This window comes from Mycobacterium sp. NGS56, from assembly GCF_059812425.1.
On record NZ_JCALCQ010000011.1, the window covers coordinates 33,205 to 54,438 of the forward strand.

A 21,234-nucleotide genomic window follows, 5' to 3' on the forward strand; every position below is an offset into this window, starting at 1 on the left:
TGAAAGCCGGATACCGATGACACGTGGAAGGAACATGCGTGGAAGTTGATCGGATCGGCATGGCCGGCTGGGCCGTTGCCCTCGCCGTGATCGGCGCCACGAGCACCGGATGCGGCGGCGCTGACAGATCCGCCTCGCCGTCGTCGACGTCGAAATCCCCCGCTTTGTCTATTTCGAGCGCGGTCACCGGCCCGCCGTCGGTCCAGCCCTCGGACTACGGCTACTTGCTGATCAAGCCGAACGACGTCGGCGGGGGCCTCACCGCGCCGCAGTCGCCCATGCTGAATCCCAACAATGCGCCCGGTGTTGCTCAGCTGTTCGCCAACGGCGACAGCAGCCATCGGCTGTGGGACACCATCGTGGTCGCCTCCGATCCTGCGGCGGCCGCCGCCGAATTGGCTTCCACCCAAGGCAGTTACAACGGCAAGGTGAATGGCAGCTGGCAACCGCTTGCCGTCGGCGCGAACGGGGTGACGATCTCGGGTACCACACCGGACAACACCCAGGCGATGGCGGTCTTGGTCTTCACCGAAGGCAAGGCACTGGTCACGCTGGAATTCGACAATCCGCCCAACGAGCCGGTCGATCCCGCCGTCGCTCTCGAGATAGCGCGCAAGCAGGACGCCGCGATAAAGGCCGGGCTACCCCGCTAGCTCAGCGTGCTCACACCAAGCCCAGCAAGCGCAGATCCGCGACGTACTTGTCGATCAACCCCGTCGACAGATGCGGAATATCCTTGCGTGGACCTATTTTCGCTGCCCGCACGGCGCTGCGGAACACATCGGTGGGGGCTGGCGCGCCGCGCAACGGCGTCTCCGGCTTTCGGTAGGCGTCCAGCAACGGCAGCACCGAATGCTGGCGCGGCTTGTCCGGCAAGGCCCGCAGGGCCGTGGCGAACCGGTCCAGCCATTCGTCGTAGTCGTCGATGCGCCGGATGTCGTGCCCGGCGGCGATCAGCCAGTCGACGAACACATCCAGGGATATGCCGTCGTCGTGCGGATTCATCACGTCGAACGACCGATAGTCTCCGGAATCCGCGGCGGGTGTGGCGATTTGCGCACCGAGCGCGGTAACCGCTTCGGCCACGAAATCGGCAGGCAGCCCGTCGTAATGGGCCACCGCCTGGTTCCCGTGCGCATCCGTTTGATAGAAGGAGGCCGGTGCGATACCGGTGGTCAGCAAGCTGAAGATCAAGCGGGTGAACGCATCTGGCACGTTCACCTGTCCGGCATACCGGCTGTGCGCCAGGATCATGTCGGACCGGAAGACCGCGACCGGCAAGCCGCACAGGTCGTGCGCCTCGCGCAGCAACACCTCGCCGGCCCACTTGCTGTTCGCGTACCCGTTCGCGTAGCTGTCATCGACCGGCCGCAACGCGCTGACGGTGCGGATGTCGCCGTCCTCGACGAACGTGGCCGGATCGACCGACAGGGCCACCGCGACCGTCGACAGGTATGTGACCGGTTTGATTCGCGTCGTTATCGCCAGCCGAATCAACTCTGCGGTGCCAACCACATTGGGGCCGAACAGTTGGTCGTATGGCAACACGTGGTTGACCAGCGCGGCCGGGTGCACGATCAGGTCGACACTCTGGGCGAGGCGCTCCCAAATATCCGGCTCCAAACCAAGATTCGGCACACCGATATCGCCGGTGATGACCTCGAGGTGGTCTGCGGCAAGCGTTCGGAACCGCTGCAGCAATTGCGGGTCGCCGCTATCGAAGACGGCCTCCAGTCGCTTGGTGGCGGCCGCGGCGTCCGCGGCGCGGATGATCGCGATGAGCTTTCCGCCGGTTTCGGCAAACCGTTCGAGCCACTCCAAAAGCAGGAACCGCCCGAGGTAGCCGTTCGCGCCGGTGAGCAGAACGGTGTGCGGCCTGCCGGTCGCCCGCGGCAGCGCCGGGGCCTGGGCCAGGGTGGACGGGTCGATGAACTTGTCCAAGGTGAGGTCCGCGGCGTGGACCTGCGTCGCTCCTTGCCCGTGCACCGTTGCGAAAGTTGGTCGCCGCGAACCCGATTCACGTTCAGATTCAACGTATTGCGCGATCCGTCCGAGGTCTGTTGCCGGTCCGGTAATCATCCCCACGGGCACCTCGATGTCGAAGATGTCCCGCAACAGGTTGGAAAAGGTAAGCGCCGATAGCGAATCGCCGCCCAGCTCAATGAATAGGGCGTCGGGTGCCGGCGGCCCGCCGGCCAGGCCAAGCAACGCCTCGGCCGCGCGGGTCAGCGTGAAGATCACCGGGCGGTCGGCCGCGCCCTCGCGCAAAGCACGCAATTCGGTCACCCGATTTTCGGCAAGCTGCGCATATAGCTGTTCGAGCCGAGCGCCGTAGTGCTCTTTGAGCTTGGGCCGTAGCAGCTTGCCTACCCCGGAGAGCAGGCCGTTGTCCTCGCTGAACGGTTGTGGCTCGACGACGAAGTCGACGGGCACCTCGTAGGACTGCAGCTCGGCGAGTTTGGCCGACTGGCGCAGGGATTCGCTCAGCGCAGCCTTCAGTCCGTCGTCGTCTTCGGCGAACTTCTGCGCGGCATCGTCGGTCGGGACGACGACGGCCAGCAGGTGCGGTCGCTCGCTGTTGCCGTACACGAAGATCTGGCGCACCAGGGCCGCGCTGGAGAACGCCGCTTCCAGGCGCGCCACGGCGACGAACTCTCCCTGGGCCAATTTCAGCACGTTGTTGCGGCGGTCGACATAAGCGAGCCGGCCCGGCTCCAGCTCGGCCATCACGTCACCGGTGCGGTAATAGCCGTCGGAGTCGAAGGCGCTGGCGGTGACATCGGGCCGCTTGAAGTATCCGGGGGTGGCGGTCAGCGACTTGACCAACAATTCGCCTCGTGGATAGGGCTTGTCGGTGCGAAAGTACCCCAATTCGGGAACATCGATCAGCTTGTAGTCAAGCACCGGGGGTTGGTTGATACGCCCGTCCTTGGTCACCATGCCGACCTCGGTGAGGCCGTAACCATCGAGAACGTGCACGCTCAAACAGGACTCGATGAAACTGCGCATCTCCGCTGCAAGGGGAGCGGTGCCACAGAAGGCGGTCACGATGCGTCCACCGAGTATCTGCTCGCGCAGCTCGGCCTGCGCCTGTGCCTTCGCCGCGGCGGTGTCGGCGCCGGAAGCCTCGAATCGATCGACGGCGCTCTGATAGCGCTGGTACAACATCTCCGCCACCCGTGGCACCAGTCCCATTTCGGTGGGACGCACCAGGTTCCAGTCGTCGAACAGCGTCGAGAGGTCACTCTCCGGGACAAAGTAACTGGTGCCACCGGCCTGGAACGCCGTCGACAGCGGTATCCGGCCGCCCAGGTGATTCAGGGGCATGAAATTCACGTTGATCACCGGCGTGTCCGCGAAGTCGGGCATCAATTCGGTGGTCCACAGCTTGCAGAGCATCCGCTCGGTATACATGGCGCCCTTGGGCAATCCCGTGCTGCCCGACGTGTACATGATCATGGCCAGCCGCTCGTCGGTGTCGCCGGTGAACATCGGCTCCGGCGGCAGGCTTCGGCCGCGTGCGATCACGTCATCGAGAGTCTCGATGATCACCGCAATGCCGGCACTCGCCAGGTTCGCCCGCGCGCGATCGACGCTCTCGCGGTGCTCGTCGACCTCGGGCCGGTAGTCGAAAACCACGACCCGCCGCAACGATGAAATGCCCAGTGCCGCTTGAACGGCGAGGTCGAGATAACCGACACCGGCGGCCAATACGGACGGCTCCACCTCCTCGACGATCGGCTTCAGCCGTGCGGCCGTCGAATTGTGCTGCAGCGGCACGGTGACCAGCCCGAGGTAGGCGCACACCAGATCGATGGTGAGATATTCGGCGCTCGCGAAACCGACGGTGGCGACGAAGTCCCCGGGCGCAACGGGATTGGTGGCGTCGTGTCGCCATGCGCCGGCGATAGCGCGGACGTTGTCCCATAGTTCGCGGTAGGTCATGGTGTCGAACCGGGGCAGCACCTGGGTGCCGGTTCGGCCGGTCGCTGAATCGGTGTTCAACGAGCGGGCGCGCCAGCCCACTGCGGGGCGATCGGCGTAACCCTGGGCAAAGATTTCCAGGATCTGCGGCAGTCGCAGGCCGGGTTGCCGTGCCGCGTGCTGCAGGGCCGGATCGGGCTTCGTAGTCCGAAACTGTTCGTCGTGGGCGTCCAAGTGGCGGATGCGTTCGGCTACCTGTTGGCGCGCCGCGCTGATCGGGCCTGTAGAGCTAACTTTCGCGCGCTTCGCCTCAACGGTCATGGCCCGCCTCTCGTTGGAGATCACTCGCCTACCTGAACGAACCCCCATGGGCCGCGCTTCCGTTCAACGGCTGTGACGGTTGTCACACCGTGTGGGCGCACGCCGGGGCGCCCGCGTCACGCCAGGGATATGTTGGCAGCGCTCACGCCACGACCTCGATAGGGTCGCCCACGTTGACCTGGTTGAAGTACCAGGCGGCGTTGTCGGGGCTGAGGTTGATGCAGCCATGGCTGACATTGGCGTTGCCCTGGGAATCAACCGACCATGGTGCCGAGTGCACGTAAACGCCGCTCCAAGTGACGCGTACGGCGTACTGAGCGGTGATCTTGTATCCCTCGGGCGAACTGAGCGGAATGCCGATGGTTCGCGAGTCCATCACCACGGTGCGCTGCTTTTCCAGCGCGGTGAAGCTGCCCATCGGGGTGGGCCGGCTGGGCTTGCCCATCGACGCCGGCATGGTGCGCAGCACCTCCCCGTCCCTGCTGACGGTGAAGGTGTGTTTGGAGATACTGGCGACACCGAGTAGCGCCTCGCCGGTATCGAAGCCTGTCGTCAGGGCTTGCACGCCGACCGACACGTGGGTGTGGGCGGGCCAATATTGGTTGGGAACCCACTGCACGACAGTGTTGTGGACCCACTCGAAGTGTCCGGTGACGCCGCTGGGCGACGTGACGTGGATGGACCGTTCGGCCCCGGCCCGATCGGCCACCGGAGCGGTGAAGGTCACCACGACCGGGTGGGCCACGCCCACCACGGCGCCGTCAGCGGGCAAAATCGAGGCGACTGCCGGGCTGGGTTGCGGTAGCGGCACGGCGGCGGTGCCGCGACCGACCGGCACGACGAGGCTCACAGCGGTGATCGTGACCATAACAAATAGATAACGAACACCCCGACGCATGGCGTCCACCCTTCGAGATGGTGTGACTAACACACCGATATCCTACTGGTTACCCATTGACCACCGGTTTCAGCAAACAATGACAGGCCAGCTGGGTCGTCACGGTAACGATTCGATCACCGATTGAGTTCAACCGCGCGCAGCGCAGCCGACTGGGTGCCGATCCTCGGCCGGCGACCCGTGACTTTTACGCAAGTTCGAGCCGCGGTTGCGTGAAAGCGGCGCCCATGCACCGGTTTTTTCGCGGACGCGAGGTTACGGTCTGCCCGGTAGGCCGAATTCATAGGGGTAACCGCCACGGTGGAGGCGCAAACTTCGGCTTGGGCCCGCGCCGGCAACGCGCTAGCCTCAGCGGGACCGGTGCCCAAAGGCCCAGCCGAACCCGAGGAGTGCGGGTGCTCTTCCGCCAACTGGAGTACTTTGTGGCGGTCGCTTCCGAGCGGCACTTCGCCCGGGCGGCCGAGAAATGCTTTGTCTCCCAGCCGGCGCTCTCAACCGCGATCGCCAAGCTGGAACGAGAACTGAACGTCACGCTGATCAACCGCGGCCACAGCTTCGAGGGCCTCACCCCTGAGGGAGAGCGGTTGGTGGTGTGGGCCAGGCGGATTCTCGCCGAACACGACGCGTTCAAGTCCGAAGTGGACGCCGTGCGCTCTGGCATCACGGGGACCCTTCGGCTGGGAACCGTTCCCACCGCCTCCACGACCGCGTCGCTGGTGCTCTCGGCGTTCTGTTCGGCGCACCCATTGGTGAAGGTGCACATCCTCTCTCGCCTGGCGGCCACCGAACTATACCGGCGGCTCCGCGAGTTCGAAATCGATGCCGCCATCGTGCATGCGGCGTCCGACGAGGCTCACGACGTCAACCTCGTCCCGCTGTACCAGGAGCGATATGTGCTGCTGGCAGCGGCGGACATGGTCGGATCGGGTACGGCGACGATGACGTGGGCGGAGGTTGCGCAGCTGCCGCTGGCGTTGCTCACCCCGGAAATGCGTGATCGCCAGATCATCGATCGAGCCTTCGCCGACCATTCCATCATGGTCGGCCCGCAGGTCGAAACGGATTCCGTTGCATCGTTATTCGCTCAGGTGTCGGCGGGCAACTGGGCCTCCATCGTGCCGCACACATGGCTGTGGGCTTCGCCGCTAGGGCCTGCGATCCGGGCGGTCGAAATGGTCGACCCGGTGCTCAAAGCCGATGTGGCCCTGGCTACCAACTCGAACGGACCGGGATCGCCGATCGCCCGCGCCTTGGGCACCTCCGCCGGGCAGCTGGCGCTGAACGAGTTTTTCGACGCGCAGCTGTTGGGGCTTACCCGCCGGCGCTGACCGCGGCCGGCGGTGGGGCGGCGGTACTGGCCGGGTTCAGGTTGGACAGATGCCCGCTTTCCACGCCCGCCGCCGGGTCGAGTTCGCAGTCGATGATCGACGGCTCACCGGTGCTGATCGCTTCGGTCAGCGCCGCACGCAGCTCCGGCGGAGTGGCGACGTGATATCCCCTGCCGCCGAACGCTTCCGCGAGCAGCTCGTGGCGCGCGCGGGCGTTCAACACTGTCGGAGCAGGATCCGATCCCATCGCCGCCGTGCCGGGGGTGGCCTCGTCGCCGCGGTAGACGCCGCCGTTGTTGAGGATGACGACGGCGACCGGCAGCCGGTAGCGGCAGATGGTCTCGATCTCCATGCCGCTGAAGCCGAACGCACTATCACCCTCGATCGCAACCACCGGCTTCCCGGTCTCGACGGCGGCGGCGATGGCATAGCCCATCCCGATGCCCATCACGCCCCAGGTTCCGGTGTCCAGCCGGTGTCGTGGCAGCTCCATGTCGATGACGTTGCGGGCCAGATCGAGCGCATTGGCTCCTTCGTTGACCACGTACGCGTCCCGGTTGTCCTGCAGCACAGCGCGAATCGCCCCAAGGGCGTTATAAAACCGCATGGGGTGCGGATTTTCGGCGAGACGCTCGCTCATCTTGGCATCGTTGCGTGTCGTGCGCTCGGCCAGCTCGCCGGTCCACTGTGGCGGCGCCGTGATCGGGCGGGCGGCCACGCCGTCATACAGCGCGGACATCACCGAGCCGATGTCTCCGGCCAGCGGCACGACTTGCTGGTTGCTGTCGAACTCGGTCGCGGCGATGTCCACTTGCACGAATTTGGCCGCACGGCTCCACTTCGGTGAATCCCCGTGGTCCAGAAGCCAATTCAGGCGTGCACCGACCAGCAGGACCGCGTCGGAACGCGAGATCGCCAGGGAGCGGGCGGCAGCGGCGGACTGCGGGTGCGAATCGGGCAGCAGGCCCTTTGCCATCGACATGGGCAGGAACGGAATCCCGGTGACCTCGACGAACTTCCGAATCACGATGTCGGCCTGGGCATACGCGGCGCCCTTGCCGAGCACGATCAACGGTCGTTGCGCCTGAGCCAGCACGCCCAGCGCGCGATCAACCGCGTCCGGCGCCGGCAGCTGTCGGGGCGCGGGGTCGACGACGCGCCAGACCGTGTCCGCCGCGGCGTCGGCGTTCATGGTCTGGCCCAGCACCTCACCGGGCAGATCCAGGTAGACGCCACCGGGTCGCCCGGAGACCGCGGCGCGAATAGCGCGCGCGACGCCACGCCCGATGTCTTCGACCCGATTGATCCGATACGCGGCCTTCGCGAACGGCTTCGCGGCGTTGAGCTGGTCGAGGTCCTGGTAGTCGCCGCGCTGCAGATCCACCAGCGCCCGATTGCTGGAGCCGGAGATCTGGATCATCGGGAAGCAGTTCGTCGTGGCATTGGCCAGCGCGGGCAGGCCATTGAGGAAACCGGGTCCCGATGTCGTGAGGCAAACACCGGGCCGCCGGGTCAGGAATCCGGCGGCGGCCGCGGCGTGGCCGGCCGAGGTCTCCTGCCGGAACCCGATGTAGCGGATTCCCGACGCCTGCGCGACGCGGGCAAGGTCGGTGATCGGGATGCCGACAATCCCATAGATGGTGCTTACGTCGTTGGCTTTCAGCGCGTCCACCACGAGGTGAAACCCATCGATCTGGCGTGTCGGAGATGCCGAAGCTGTGGACATGTGGCGACTCCTCGGGTGTTGCGGGTACTGCCTTCGCCATCACTGTCGCCCGTGCGCACGCCACGTGTCCAAGACCAGGGCGCTATCCGGCGATTTGCGTTGTCTATCGTGCCAGGTCAGCGCGCTGTTACCACGATTCAATAGCCGCCAGTTATCGATCGTGAGCGAATCGATATTGGACGCACCTGAAAGCCGACCGGCAGGGTGGCATCGGTAGCGGAAATGAAAGGAGTTCGGCGATGGGGTCAATTGAGGGCGGCGAGGAGTCGCCGGAAACCGCCGGCCCGCGCATCGCCGATCTGGTCGAGGCGGCCGCACGCCGGTCGCCGGAGGCACGGGCCCTGGTGGTCACCGCCGAGCGCATACCGGTCGACTATCGCGATTTGCTCCGGCTGGTCGACGATCTGGCCGCGCAGCTGACGTCCGCTGGACTGCTGCGCGGCGACCGGGTCGCGCTGCGTGCTGGCAATAACGCCGAATTCGTCGTCGGGCTGCTGGCTGCATCGCGTGCGGATCTTGTTGTGGTTCCGCTGGATCCGGCCCTACCCATCACCGAGCAACGTGCCCGCGGTGCGGCGGTGGGCGCTCGGGCCGTGCTTGTCGACCAGCGCGCCGACGCCGAAAACGACACGGGTGCATCGGACGGCTTGCCGTCGTGGCCGGTCGCGGTCACCGTCGACGGCACCGCCGCGGCGGTCAGCCTGGACGTCACCGCGGCACCCCGGCGTGACGTGTCGACCCCGGAGGGGCTGCGTGACGACGACACCATGATCATGTTCACCGGCGGAACCACCGGAGCGCCCAAAATGGTTCCCTGGACGCGCCTCAACATCGCCCGCTCGGTGGCCGCGATCATCGACGGCTACGGGCTCGGTTCGCAGGACGCGACGGTGGCGGTGATGCCGCTCTACCACGGGCACGGGCTGCTCGCCGCGCTGCTGGGCACCCTGGTGTCCGGGGGAGCGGTGTTGCTGCCCGCGCGTGGAAAGTTCTCGGCGCATACATTCTGGGATGACATCGAGGCCGTGGGGGCCACCTGGTACACCGCCGTCCCGACGATCCATCAGATCTTGTTGGAGCGCGCCCGCACCGAGCAGCCAGGCGGCGCACCCGCCCTGCGTTTCATCCGCAGTTGCAGCGCGCCGCTGACCGCCGAGACCGCGCAGGCACTGCACGACACCTTCTCGGCGCCGGTGGTATGTGCCTTCGGGATGACCGAGTCGACGCACCAGGTGGCGACGACGGCGATCGGCGGGGCGGGCAGGAGTGAAAACCCTGGTGCCACACCCGGTCTCGTCGGCCGGTCGACCGGACCGGAAATCCGGATCGTCGGTCCCGACGGCAAGACGCTTCCGGCGGAGACGGTCGGCGAAGTCTGGCTGCACGGCCCGACGGTGGTGCGCGGCTACCTCGGTGACCCATCCATCACCGCAGCCAACTTCACCGAGGGATGGTTGCACACCGGTGACCTGGGGACCGTGTCGCCGGCCGGCGACCTGGTCATCCGCGGCCGAATCAAGGAGCTCATCAACCGTGGCGGGGAGAAGATCTCGCCCGAGCGCGTAGAGGGTGTCCTGGCCACCCACCCCGACGTCCTCGAGGCGGGTGTGTTCGGCATGCCGGACAAGTTGTACGGCGAGACCGTGGCGGCGGTCATCGTCGCGCGCGGATCCGCGGCGCCGACGGCCGAGGAACTGACGGCGTTCTGCCGTGACCGCCTGGCGCCCTTCGAGGTGCCGGCCGAGTTCCAGCAGGCCGGTGAGTTGCCGCATACCGCTAAAGGTTCGCTGGACCGGCGCGCGGTGGCCGAGCAGTTCGGCCGCAAGGGCTGACGGGTTCTAGACGGCGGTGTTCAGCCGGGCGGCCGCGGATTCCGGCATGGGTTCGTAGCGGGCGAACGACCGGGTGAACGTCGCGGCCCCGTGGGCCAGGGACCGCAGGTCGATGGCGTAGCGGGTCAGCTCCACCTGCGGCACCTCGGCATTGACCACGGTGCGCTCGTTGCCCGCGGTGTCGGAGCCGAGCACCCGGCCGCGCCGGCTGGACAGATCACCCATTACCGCACCGACGAAGTCGTCGGGCACCAGCACCGAGATCTCGTCGATGGGCTCGAGCAGCGCCACCTTCGTCGCCGCGGCGGCCTCCCGCAACGCCAGCGACCCCGCCATCTGGAACGCGAAGTCCGACGAGTCGACGCTGTGCGCCTTCCCGTCGAGCAGCGTGACACGGATGTCGACTACCGGGTAGCCCGCGTGCACGCCCTTTTCCATCTGGGCCTTCACCCCCTTCTCCACGCTCGGGATGAACTGGCGCGGCACCGCTCCGCCGACCACCTTGTCCACGAACTCGAACCCGGAACCCTCGGGCAGGGGCTCCACCTCGATGTCGCACACCGCATACTGGCCGTGCCCGCCAGACTGCTTGACGTGGCGCCCGTGGCCTTTCGCCTTGCCGGCAAACGTTTCTCGCAGCGGGACGCGCAGTTCCACGGTGTCGACTGTGACGCCGTACCGGTTGGCCAGCGCCTCGAGTACCACGCCGGCGTGGGACTCCCCCATGCACCACAGCACGATCTGGTGGGTCTCCTGGTTCTGCTCGATCCGCAGTGTCGGGTCTTCGGCGGCCAACCGTCCCAGCCCCACCGAGAGCTTGTCCTCGTCGGTCTTGGCGTGGGCCGCAATCGCCACCGGCAGCAGTGGTTCGGGCATGGTCCAGGGCTTCAAGACCAACGGCTCCGACTTGTCCGAAAGCGTGTCACCCGTTTCCGCGCGGCTCAGTTTGCCGATCGCGCAGATGTCACCCGCCACCACCGAAGGCGCCGGGCGCTGCTGCTTGCCCAGCGGGAAGGACAGCACTCCGATGCGCTCATCCTCGTCGTGGTCCGGGTGCGCGTGGCCACTGCCGTTGCCGGTGCCGAAGAACGACGCAAAGTGGCCCGACACATGAACCGTCGTGTCGGGCCTGATGGTCCCGGAGAACACCCGGACCAGGCTGACCCTGCCCACGTACGGGTCCGACGTCGTCTTCACCACCTCAGCGAGCAGTGGCGCGTCCACGGCACACGTCAAACCGGCGTGCGGCGCACCGAGCTGGGTAAAGACCTCCGGCAGCGGGTGTTCCATCGGAGACGGGAAGCCGCGGGTAGCGACTTCCAGTATTTCCAGGGTGCCCACGCCGCTGCTGCTGCAGACCGGGATCACCGGAAAGAACGACCCCCGGGCGACGGCCCGCTCCAGATCCTGGATGAGCACGGATTCGTCGATGACCTCGCCGCCGAGATAGCGCTCCATCAGCGATTCGTCCTCGGACTCCTCGATGATCCCCTCGATCAGGGCGCCGCGCGCTTCCTCGATCTGCTCGGCGTCGGAGGGGTTCGGTGGCTGTACGGTGCGTTTGCCGTCGGTGTATTCGTAACGCGTCTGCGACAACAGCCCGATCAGGCCGTGGCAGGAGGGCAGGTCGGTGGGCAGGTAGAGTGGTAAAACCTTGTCGCCGAAAGCATTTTGCGCGGCAGCCAGCGCGTCGGCGTAATTCGCCCGGGTGTGGTCGAGCTTGGTGATCACCACGGCGCGGGGCATACCGACCTGGTCGCATTCCTGCCATAGCGATTTGGTGGGCTGGTCGACGCCTTCGTTGGCCGCGATGACGAACAGGGCGCAATCCGCGGCGCGTAACCCGGCCCGCAATTCGCCGACGAAGTCGGCGTATCCGGGAGTGTCGACCAGGTTGACTTTGACACCGTCGTGCGACAGGGATGCCACCGCGACGCCTACCGACCGCTGTTGGCGGATCTCGGCATCGTCGTAATCGCAAACCGTGCTGCCGTCGGCGATCGAGCCGCTCCGGGTTAGCACGCCGGCGGCGACCAGCAGGGCCTCGACGAGGGTGGTCTTGCCGCCACCTGACGGGCCCACCAGTACCACGTTGCGGATTTCGTCTGGACCGTTGGCGGTAGGAGCGTTGCCCGCTCCTTGGGAAGTGGTTGTCCTGTCGGCCATGACCTTCCTCCAGGTTGCCCGGGCGCGCCGTTGCTGACCTAGCCAGCACCTTTCTAGCTACCATTCACCCAACTTCGGTCGACCACAAGACCGTCGGGCCAGAACAGCCGCCACTGCGCCGGGCGGCGCCGCCGGGTCACCGCTCAGTAATGCCAGCTGGACCACCGCCGCACCGCGACCTCGATCACCGGGCCGTCCAGCGAAACCGATTGATATTGAGGGTATTTCGCGCGCAGTAGGCGGCGTGCGAGATCAACGGTGTCGTCGTCGGTGTGGACGGTGGCGACTCCGTCGAGGCGCACCCACCACAGTTGGGTCCAATCGTCGGCGTAGTGATCGACGAGCAGGCTCACCAGAGGGTTGCTGTCGATATTGGCCAGGCGGCGCAGCCGCCGGGTCGTCTTCGGCTTCGCGTCGACGGCCGTGTAGACGGATTCGCTCCCGTGGGGGGCGACCGCGAAGACCACCGGCACCAGGTGCGGTAGGCCGCCGGGCGCGACAGTGGCCAGGCGGGCCACCCGGGCCCGGCTGAAGCAGGCCTTGGGGTCGAATTCACCCACCGTGTCAGCTTAGGACGCGCGGTAGCTAAGGCCTGAAAGCCGCTGAGGCTGGTCAGAACCTGACACAGGCCGTGCATAGCTACCTGGATTACGGTTATATACACACACATGTGCCGCCAAGAGCCTGAGGCCGGGACAGTTGTTCTCTACCGCGAAGCAGGAGGCTGACACCGATGAGCAAACCGCACCGCCGCCCGGTCTTGTGGTCATGGTTGGTCAGCGTGCTGACCGTGGTCGGACTGGGCCTCGGCCTGGGGTCGGGCGTGGCCCTCGCTCCGGCGTCGGCGGCGCCATCCAACCTGGCGCTGGATCGGTTCAGTCCTCAGGCCCCAATCGACCCGTCGGCGATGGTCGGTCAGGTCGGGCCGCAGGTGGTCAACATCGACACCAAATTCGGCTACAACGACGCGGTGGGCGCCGGAACCGGCATCGTGATCGATCCCAACGGCGTCGTGTTGACCAACAATCACGTGATCTCCGGCGCTACCGACATCAGCGCGTTCGACGTCGGCAACGGCCAGACCTATGCCGTTGACGTGGTCGGCTACGACCGCACGCAGGACATCGCGGTGCTTCAACTTCGCGGCGCGTCCGGACTTCCCACCGCCGCGATCGGCGGCGAGGCCACCGTGGGGCAACCCATCGTCGCGCTCGGAAACGTCGGTGGCCAGGGCGGCACGCCCAACGCGGTGACGGGCAAAATCGTCGCGCTCAACCAGAGCGTCTCCGCGACCGACACGCTGACCGGCGCGCAAGAGAGCCTGGGCGGCCTGATCCAGGCGGATGCCCCGATCAAGCCCGGTGACTCCGGTGGGCCCATGGTGAACAGCGCCGGGCAGGTGATCGGCGTGGACACCGCCGCCACCGACAGCTACAAGATGTCCGGCGGGCAAGGCTTCGCCATTCCTATCGGGCGCGCGATGGCCGTTGCCGGGCAGATCCGGTCCGGCGCCGGTTCGAACACGGTCCACATCGGTCCCACCGCCTTCCTCGGCCTGGGTGTGATGGACAACAACGGCAACGGCGCGCGGGTACAGCGGGTGGTCAGTTCCGGGCCCGCCGCGGCCGCCGGGATCGCGCCCGGCGACGTCATCACCGGCGTCGACAACGTCGCGATCAACGGCGCGACGTCCATGACCGAGGTGCTCGTCCCGCATCACCCCGGGGACAACATCGCGGTGCACTACCGGTCCGGTGGCGGTGGTGATCGCACGGTCAACATCACCCTGGCGGAGGGACCGCCGGCCTGACACCCGCACCGACGCGACCCGACCGGTGGCCAATTCGTTTGCGACCGGGCGGGTTTCGGCGTAAGCGTGGGAGCGTGATTCCGAAAGTCGCGCCCAGGGTACACGTGGCATCGTGGATTTGATGAACGACGCAAGAGAAGCTGTCGAGCACCATCCCGAGGGGGGCAGTCACGTCCAGGACGGCGTCGTCGAGCACCCCGACGCCGAGGACTTCAACAACGCCGCCGCGCTGCCCACCGACCCAACCTGGTTCAAGCACGCGGTCTTCTACGAGGTGCTGGTTCGGGCTTTCTTCGACGCCAACGCAGACGGCGCCGGCGACCTGCGCGGTCTGCTGGGGCGCCTCGACTATCTGCAATGGCTGGGCATCGACTGCATCTGGCTGCCGCCCTTCTACGACTCGCCCCTGCGCGACGGCGGGTACGACATCCGGGACTTCTACAAGGTGCTGCCCGAGTTCGGGACGGTCGAGGATTTCGTCGCGCTGCTCAACGCCGCGCACGAGCGGGGCATCAGGGTCATCACCGACCTGGTGATGAACCACACCTCTGATTCGCATCCCTGGTTTCAGGAGTCGCGGCACGACCCAGATGGCCCGTACGGCGATTACTACGTGTGGAGCGACACCGCCGAGAAGTACACCGACGCGCGGATCATCTTCATCGACACCGAAGAGTCGAACTGGACCTTCGACCCGGTGCGCAAGCAGTTCTACTGGCACCGGTTCTTCTCCCATCAACCCGACCTGAACTACGACAACCCGGCCGTGCAGGAAGCCATGATCGACGTGCTCCGGTTCTGGCTCGAGTTGGGTATCGACGGTTTTCGCCTGGACGCGGTGCCCTACCTCTTCGAACGCGAGGGCACCAACTGCGAGAACCTGCCCGAGACGCACGCCTTCCTCAAGCGGGTCCGCAAGGTCATCGACGACGAATTCCCCGGCCGGGTGCTGTTGGCCGAGGCCAACCAGTGGCCGGCCGATGTCGTCGAGTACTTCGGCGACGCCACCACCGGCGGCGACGAATGCCACATGGCTTTTCATTTCCCGCTGATGCCGCGGATCTTCATGGCGGTGCGCCGGGAATCGCGCTTCCCGATTTCGGAGATCCTGGCCCAGACGCCTGAGATCCCCGACATGGCGCAGTGGGGGATCTTCCTGCGTAACCACGACGAGCTGACGCTGGAAATGGTCACCGACGAAGAGCGCGACTACATGTACTCCGAGTACGCCAAGGATCCGCGGATGAAGGCGAACGTCGGGATCCGCCGACGGTTGGCGCCGCTGCTTGATAACGACCGCAATCAGATCGAGCTGTTCACCGCGCTGCTCCTGTCGCTGCCCGGATCACCGGTGCTGTACTACGGCGACGAGATCGGCATGGGCGACGTGATCTGGCTGGGTGACCGCGACGGCGTGCGCACCCCGATGCAGTGGACCCCGGACCGCAACGCGGGCTTCTCCAAGGCCAACCCGGGCCGGCTCTACCTGCCGCCCAGCCAGGACTCCGTCTACGGTTATCAGGCGGTCAACGTCGAGGCACAACGCGACACCTCCACGTCGTTGCTCAACTTCACCCGGACGATGCTGGCCGTGCGGCGCCGCCACGAGGCCTTCGCGATCGGGACCTTCGAGGAGTTGGGCGGCTCGAACCCGTCGGTGTTGGCCTTCGTGCGGCAGGTTTCTCACGACGGTGACACCGTGCTGTGCGTCAACAACCTGTCGCGTTTTCCTCAGCCGATTGAGCTGAACTTGCAGCATTGGAGCGGTTGCACGCCTATCGAGCTGACCGGGCAGGTCGAGTTTCCGCGTATCGGTCACCTGCCCTACCTACTCACCCTGCCGGGACACGGGTTCTACTGGTTCCAGCTGGCGGGATGCGAGGAGGATGCATGACTCGCGCGGCGACGATGCAGAGCGAAGCGATGAGGAGGAGCGGCGCCGATGACTCACGCGGCGACGATGCAGAGCGAAGCGATGAGGAGGAGCGGCGCCAATGACTCGCGCGGCGACGATGCAGAGCGAAGCGATGAGGAGGAGCGGCGCCAATGACTCACGCGGCGACGATGCAGAGCGAAGCGATGAGGAGGAGCGGCGCCAATGACTCACGCGGCGACGATGCAGAGCGAAGCGATGAGGTGGGGGCACCTTCCGTTTGCGGGGAGATGCAAAGCGGAGTCGATGAGAAGGAGTGGCACAAATGACTCAGCCGGCCAAGCTGCCTTGGTCTGAGTGGCTTCCGCAGCAACGTTGGTACGCCGGACGCAACCGCGAACTGTCCAGCGCCGAGGCCAGCGTGGTCGTCCCGCTCGACGATGGTCTTGACCTGGTGCTCGTCGACGCCGACTACGTCGACGGTTCCCGGCATCGCTATCAGGTGATCGTGCGGTGGGACGCCGCCCCGGTCTCCGAATACAGCCACGTCGCCACCATCGGCGCCGCGGACGACCGGACCGGCTTCGACGCCCTGTATGACGCCGATGCGCCGCGGTTTTTGCTCTCGCTGATCGACTCGTCCGCCTCACGCAGCGGGTCGGGCACCGAGGTGAACTTCGTCAAGGAACCGGATGCAACGCTGCCGCTGGAGGCGATGGCGCACGTATCCGATGCCGAGCAGTCCAATACCAGCGTCATCTTCGACCGCGACGCCATCTTCAAGGTGTTCCGCCGAATCAGCAGCGGCATCAACCCCGACATAGAGCTGAACCGCGTACTGGGCCGGGCGGGTAACCCGCACGTCGCGCGGCTGCTGGGCACATACGAAATGGCGGGTGCGGACGGCGGCGCCGACGCGGCGTGGCCGCTGGGCATGGTGACCGAGTTCGCCGCCAATTCCGCCGAAGGTTGGGCGATGGCCACCGCCAGCATCCGCGACCTGTTCGCCGAGGGCGACTTGTACGCGTACGAGGTCGGCGGCGACTTCGCCGGTGAGTCCTACCGGCTCGGCGAGGCCGTCGCGTCGGTGCACGCCACCTTGGCCGAGACGTTGGGTACCTCGCAGGCAGCCTTCCCGGTGGACAACGTGCTATCGCGGCTGTCCTCGACGGTGGCCCTGGTTCCCGCGCTCAAAGAGCACGCGGCGACGATCGAAGAGCGATACCAGAAGTTGGTCAGCGAGACGATCACCGTGCAGCGCATCCATGGCGATTTGCACCTGGGCCAGGTGCTGCGCACGCCGGAGCGCTGGTTGCTCATCGATTTCGAGGGCGAACCGGGGCAGCCGCTCGAGGAACGCCGCGCGCCCGACTCTGCGCTGCGGGACGTGGCCGGCGTGCTGCGGTCCTTCGAATACGCCGCCTACGGACCGTTGGTCGACCAGGCGGACGACAAGCAATTGGCGGCGCGCGCCCGGGAGTGGGTCGAGCGCAACCGGACGGCGTTTTGCGACGGCTACGCGGCCGCCTCCGGGACCGACCCACGCGACTCGGCGCAGCTGCTGGCCGCCTACGAGCTGGACAAGGCGGTCTACGAGGCCGGCTACGAGGCGCGGCACCGGCCGGGTTGGCTGCCAATTCCGTTGCGCTCCATCGCTCGTCTGACCGCCGCCTAGTCGCGATCGCGGGCGTGGCGGGGCCGGGCGCAACGGGTCGCCGCCATCGGACGTGCCCTGCGAGCGCCAGGGTGATCGAAAGATAATTCCTGCTGTTCGCCGGCTTCATGGTGGGCGCAACGGTCGGCGGCTTCGTCAGCACGCTGGTCACCGGGACGGGGATGTTGGTGGTGGCGACCGTCGTGTGCGGGCTGACGGCCGGCTACACCTATTCGACTCCGACCGCCCGGCCCTTCTCGACGAGGCGTGAAAAGAGCATCGGCAGTAGCGCTGACCGGTGCGCTACTGCCGATGCTGGCCTGCCGGTTCTTAGGTTGCCGGTTGTGCTGGTTGCGCGGTGGTGGCGCTGGCCAGCAGCACCTGCTGCATGTCCGGCTTCATGGCCATCAACTGCTGATTCCAGTACGGCCACGAGTGCGTCCCGTTGGCCGGGAAGTTGAACACCGCGTTGCGTCCGCCCGCGGCCACGTAATTGTTCTGGAACTGCTGGTTGGTGCGCAACGTCAGGCCTTCCAGGAATTTGGCCGGCATGTTGTCACCGCCGAGATCGCTGGGGGTGCCGTTACCGCAGTAGACCCAGATGCGGGTGTTGTTGGCGACCAGCCGCGGGATTTGGATCATCGGGTCGTTGCGCTTCCACGCGGGGTCGCTGGACGGGCCCCACATGCTGTTGGCGTTGTAGCCGCCCGCGTCGTTCATCGCCAGCCCGATCAGCGTTGGCCACCAGCCCTCGGACGGGTTGAGGAAGCCCGACAGTGCGGCGGCGTACGGGAACTGTTGTGGGTAGTAGGCCGCCAGGATCAATGCGGAGCCACCCGACATCGACAGGCCCACCGCCGCGTTGCCGGCCGGGGAAACCTGCTTGTTGGCCTGCATCCACAACGGCATCTCCTGGGTCAGGAAGGTCTCCCACTTGTAGGTGTAGTTCTGTCCGTTACCCGACGACGGCTGGTACCAGTCGCTGTAGAAGCTGGACTGGCCGCCCACCGGCATAATCACCGACAGGCCGGACTGGTAGAACTCCTCGAACGCGGGGGTGTTGATGTCCCAGCCGTTGTAGTCGTCCTGCGCCCGCAGGCCATCGAGCAGGTAGACGGCGTGCGATCCGCCGCCCTGGAACTGGACCTTGATGTTGCGGCCCATCGACGGCGAGGGCACCTCAAGGTATTCCACGGGAAGGCCCGGTTTGGAGAAGGCCCCCGCGACGGGGGAGCCGCCGGAGGCTACCGCGAGACCGGACAGCAGGGAGGCACCCATAGCCGCGATCGCCAGTCGGCGCGGCATGATAGCCGCTGCGCCACGCAACTTTTCGAAGAACGACATAGCTCTCTACCCATCCCAACTTGCATCTGCCGCACGGTGCGGTCGAATTTGTTCTCGGGGAGTGAAACACAGCGGGAGCGCCGAATCCGACTGTCGCGGCCGCGATGACAGATCGCGGTTAGCTAACGATTGAGCCTCGCCCAGAAATCGTCACAGCCGGGTCACGATCGACTCTCGAAATCATCCGTCCACCTTGCGATGCGATAGCGCATGCACTATCGCATCGGCAACAGCATCAGGCAACCAGGCGGCGTAAAAGCGTTGATGCCGTGACGATTCCAAGAACAGCCGCCACCACCAGCACGACGATGTCCACGGGGTTGAAAGGGGTGCCGATCAGCAGGCCACGCAGTGCGTTCACCTCGTAACTCAGTGGGTTGACCTTGCTCAGCACGTGCAGCCACGTCGGCATCACGTCGACGGGGTACAGCGCGTTGGACGCAAAGAACAGCGGCATCGTGATCGCCTGGCCGATCCCCATCAGACGATCGCGGCTGCGCACCAGACCGGCCAGGGTCATGGACAGACACGCGAAGAACGCGGCGCCGAGCATGACGATGGCCATTGCGGACACGATCCGTAGCGGGTTGACCGTCAGGCCGATACCCATCACATACGCCAGCGCCAGTACGCCCACCACCTGGGCCACCGAACGGACGCCGGCTGCGAACGCCTTGCCGGTGATAAGCGCCGACGCCGGGGCCGGGGTCACCATGAGTTTGGCTAGTACGCCGGCGTCTCGATCCCAAATGATCTGTATCCCATAAAAAATCGAGATGAACAGCGCCGACTGGGCGATGATCCCCGGCGCCAGAAAAGCCAGGTACGACACCGATCCGGTGGGGATGACATGCAGGTGGCTGAACGTAGTCCCGAAGATCAACAGCCACAGCGCGGGCTGCACCATCCGGGTGACCAGCTCGGTCCTGTCGTGTTGCAGCTTCTGCAATTCGACGATCGCGAATGCTCCGATGCGACTGGACAGCGCGCCGATTCGTTGCCGGCCACGCGGGGCGCGGATCAGCGGACCCGCCACGGCGTTATCAACCGACACGACGCGCCACCTTTCTGCTGGATCGGATTTCGCGAATGGATCCGCCCGCTTCCGACGGATCCTCTTCGTCATCGAGACCCGATGCCGCGTAACGGCGGAACACATCCTCGAGGGTGGCCGATGGCGACACCGTCGCCTTCAACTTGTCTGGGGTGCCGACGGCCCGCAGTTGACCGCGGTGCATCAGCGCGACCCGATCGCACAGCGCGTCGGCCTCCTCCATGTAATGGGTGGTCAGCAGCACGGTCATGCCGAACCGCGCCTGCATCTTGTGCACCTGTGCCCACACACCGTCGCGCGCGATCGGGTCCAGTCCGACGGTTGGTTCGTCGAGTACCAGCAGCGACGGGCGATTGACCAGCGCCTGCGCCACCTCGAGGCGGCGCACCATGCCGCCGGAGTATGACGACGCCAGCCGGTCGGCCACCTCCATGAGATCCATGGCGACCAGCGCCTGATCGACCCGCTCGGCGCGCTCGTTGCGGGCTACGCCGTACAGCCGCGCGAACCAAGCCACATTCTGCCGGCCGGTGAGTGCGGGCTCAATCGAAAGCTGTTGCGGCACATAGGCGATGTTGCTTCTGATGTCGGTTGTTTGGCGGCGCGCGTCCATTCCGAAGATACGCAGTTCGCCGTGCTGCACCGGGGTCAGCGTGGTCAGCATCCGGACCATAGTCGTCTTGCCGGCGCCATTGGGCCCCAGCAGGCCCATGGTTTCGCCGGGCCGTACCTGCAATGTCACATCGTCGACGGCGGTGAACTGACCGTAGCGATACGTCAGGTTTCGGCCGTCGATCGCCATCGGCAGTGATCCGCTCATGATCGACGCTCTTGCAGTTTTCGAGTCATCGTGTCGAGGACCTCCAATCCCTTTGTCAAAGACTCGATTTCGTCGTCGTCGAGTTCATCGATCACCTCGGCCAACAATGCCCGCCGGGTGGCGCGGGACGCGTCGACGACCTGCTGGGCGGGCTCTGCGAGCCGGAGTTGGCAGACCCGACGGTCGGTGTCTCCGGCCGTTCGCAGCAACAGCCCGCCGGACACCAGCTTGGTGACCAGGGTCGAGGCGGTGTTGGGCACCAGCCCGAGCTCGGCGGCCGCGGTGCTGACCGATATCCCCGGGCGACGCCCGACCAGCCACAACAGCTCCGATTGAGACTCGGAAAGCCGCGACGAATCGAACCCGCGGCCGGCCGACCTGCGGAGTTGTCGGCGGAATCTGCCGACGACACCGAACAGCTCGCCCGCCACATCAGTGCGCGATTTCATATGGCCCCATAATACCTCTGTAGCCGAGCTATCTA

15 protein-coding genes and 1 pseudogene are annotated in these 21,234 nt (G+C 66.1%); 7 read left to right on the top strand and 9 right to left on the bottom strand.

The features are described 5' to 3' along the window. Window positions 1-38 precede the first annotated feature (38 nt). A complete protein-coding gene (locus tag AC5Y4F_RS21260) occupies window positions 39-653 on the top strand; it encodes a hypothetical protein (protein ID WP_499998392.1) in 615 nt (204 codons plus the stop codon). Between the two features lie 10 nt (window positions 654-663). Here AC5Y4F_RS21260 and car read toward each other — a convergent pair whose 3' ends face one another. Together car and AC5Y4F_RS21270 are read right to left on the bottom strand one after the other, a co-directional pair. Then, window positions 664-4,245, bottom strand: coding sequence for a carboxylic acid reductase (gene car, locus AC5Y4F_RS21265; protein ID WP_499998394.1), 3,582 nt, complete (start codon window positions 4,243-4,245; stop codon window positions 664-666). 142 nt (window positions 4,246-4,387) lie between these two features. Then, entirely contained in the window at window positions 4,388-5,143 is a 756-nt protein-coding gene (locus AC5Y4F_RS21270; RefSeq protein ID WP_499998396.1) for a L,D-transpeptidase, read from the bottom strand. A gap of 395 nt (window positions 5,144-5,538) precedes the next feature. On the opposite strand from AC5Y4F_RS21270, the gene AC5Y4F_RS21275 reads away from it, so the two are divergent. Continuing rightward, window positions 5,539-6,471, top strand: a complete 933-nt coding sequence (locus tag AC5Y4F_RS21275; protein ID WP_499998398.1) for a LysR family transcriptional regulator — start codon at window positions 5,539-5,541, stop codon at window positions 6,469-6,471. On the opposite strand, the gene oxc is transcribed toward AC5Y4F_RS21275, so the two are convergent. Further along, window positions 6,455-8,197, bottom strand: a complete 1,743-nt coding sequence (oxc, locus tag AC5Y4F_RS21280; RefSeq protein WP_499998400.1) for an oxalyl-CoA decarboxylase — start codon at window positions 8,195-8,197, stop codon at window positions 6,455-6,457. The two genes, AC5Y4F_RS21275 and oxc, sit on opposite strands and share 17 nt — an antisense overlap. 239 nt (window positions 8,198-8,436) lie before the next feature. Between oxc and AC5Y4F_RS21285 the strand changes: the two genes are divergently transcribed. Further along, entirely contained in the window at window positions 8,437-10,029 is a 1,593-nt protein-coding gene (locus AC5Y4F_RS21285; RefSeq protein ID WP_499998402.1) for a FadD7 family fatty acid--CoA ligase, read from the top strand. 6 nt (window positions 10,030-10,035) lie between these two features. Here AC5Y4F_RS21285 and AC5Y4F_RS21290 read toward each other — a convergent pair whose 3' ends face one another. Together AC5Y4F_RS21290 and AC5Y4F_RS21295 are read right to left on the bottom strand one after the other, a co-directional pair. Beyond that, window positions 10,036-12,195 (bottom strand): elongation factor G-like protein EF-G2, encoded by a 2,160-nt coding sequence (locus tag AC5Y4F_RS21290; protein ID WP_499998406.1) that lies wholly within the window; start codon window positions 12,193-12,195, stop codon window positions 10,036-10,038. A 143-nt stretch (window positions 12,196-12,338) separates the two neighbouring features. Next, the gene (locus AC5Y4F_RS21295) at window positions 12,339-12,755 is read right to left on the bottom strand and encodes a TIGR03668 family PPOX class F420-dependent oxidoreductase (RefSeq protein WP_067932941.1); all 417 of its coding nucleotides are present in this window, start codon (window positions 12,753-12,755) and stop codon (window positions 12,339-12,341) included. Between the two features lie 173 nt (window positions 12,756-12,928). Between AC5Y4F_RS21295 and AC5Y4F_RS21300 the strand changes: the two genes are divergently transcribed. The 4 genes and pseudogenes from AC5Y4F_RS21300 to AC5Y4F_RS21315 form a co-directional block, all read left to right on the top strand. Further along, the gene (locus tag AC5Y4F_RS21300) at window positions 12,929-14,005 is read left to right on the top strand and encodes a S1C family serine protease (RefSeq protein WP_067932939.1); all 1,077 of its coding nucleotides are present in this window, start codon (window positions 12,929-12,931) and stop codon (window positions 14,003-14,005) included. Between the two features lie 121 nt (window positions 14,006-14,126). After that, window positions 14,127-15,899, top strand: a complete 1,773-nt coding sequence (gene treS / locus AC5Y4F_RS21305) for a maltose alpha-D-glucosyltransferase (RefSeq protein ID WP_067933036.1) — start codon at window positions 14,127-14,129, stop codon at window positions 15,897-15,899. A gap of 304 nt (window positions 15,900-16,203) precedes the next feature. Beyond that, complete coding sequence (locus AC5Y4F_RS21310; RefSeq protein WP_067932937.1) at window positions 16,204-17,553, top strand: maltokinase N-terminal cap-like domain-containing protein; 1,350 nt, start codon at window positions 16,204-16,206, stop codon at window positions 17,551-17,553. Between the two features lie 86 nt (window positions 17,554-17,639). Beyond that, a pseudogene (locus AC5Y4F_RS21315) lies at window positions 17,640-17,803 on the top strand (DUF1275 domain-containing protein); the annotation flags it as partial. Window positions 17,804-17,862: 59 nt separating this feature from the next. Here AC5Y4F_RS21315 and ag85C read toward each other — a convergent pair. From ag85C to AC5Y4F_RS21335, 4 genes are all read right to left on the bottom strand, one after another. Continuing rightward, window positions 17,863-18,876 carry a diacylglycerol acyltransferase/mycolyltransferase Ag85C gene (gene ag85C / locus AC5Y4F_RS21320; RefSeq protein ID WP_067932935.1) on the bottom strand — a complete coding sequence of 338 codons (1,014 nt, stop codon included), beginning with the start codon at window positions 18,874-18,876 and terminating at the stop codon, window positions 17,863-17,865. A gap of 235 nt (window positions 18,877-19,111) precedes the next feature. After that, window positions 19,112-19,930 carry an ABC transporter permease gene (locus AC5Y4F_RS21325; RefSeq protein WP_499998413.1) on the bottom strand — a complete coding sequence of 273 codons (819 nt, stop codon included), beginning with the start codon at window positions 19,928-19,930 and terminating at the stop codon, window positions 19,112-19,114. Continuing rightward, window positions 19,920-20,750, bottom strand: a complete 831-nt coding sequence (locus AC5Y4F_RS21330) for an ATP-binding cassette domain-containing protein (RefSeq protein WP_499998418.1) — start codon at window positions 20,748-20,750, stop codon at window positions 19,920-19,922. The genes AC5Y4F_RS21325 and AC5Y4F_RS21330 overlap by 11 nt, the downstream gene beginning before the upstream one ends. After that, window positions 20,747-21,199 carry a MarR family winged helix-turn-helix transcriptional regulator gene (locus AC5Y4F_RS21335; protein ID WP_499998421.1) on the bottom strand — a complete coding sequence of 151 codons (453 nt, stop codon included), beginning with the start codon at window positions 21,197-21,199 and terminating at the stop codon, window positions 20,747-20,749. Before AC5Y4F_RS21335 ends, AC5Y4F_RS21330 begins: the two co-directional genes overlap by 4 nt. Window positions 21,200-21,234 lie beyond the last annotated feature (35 nt).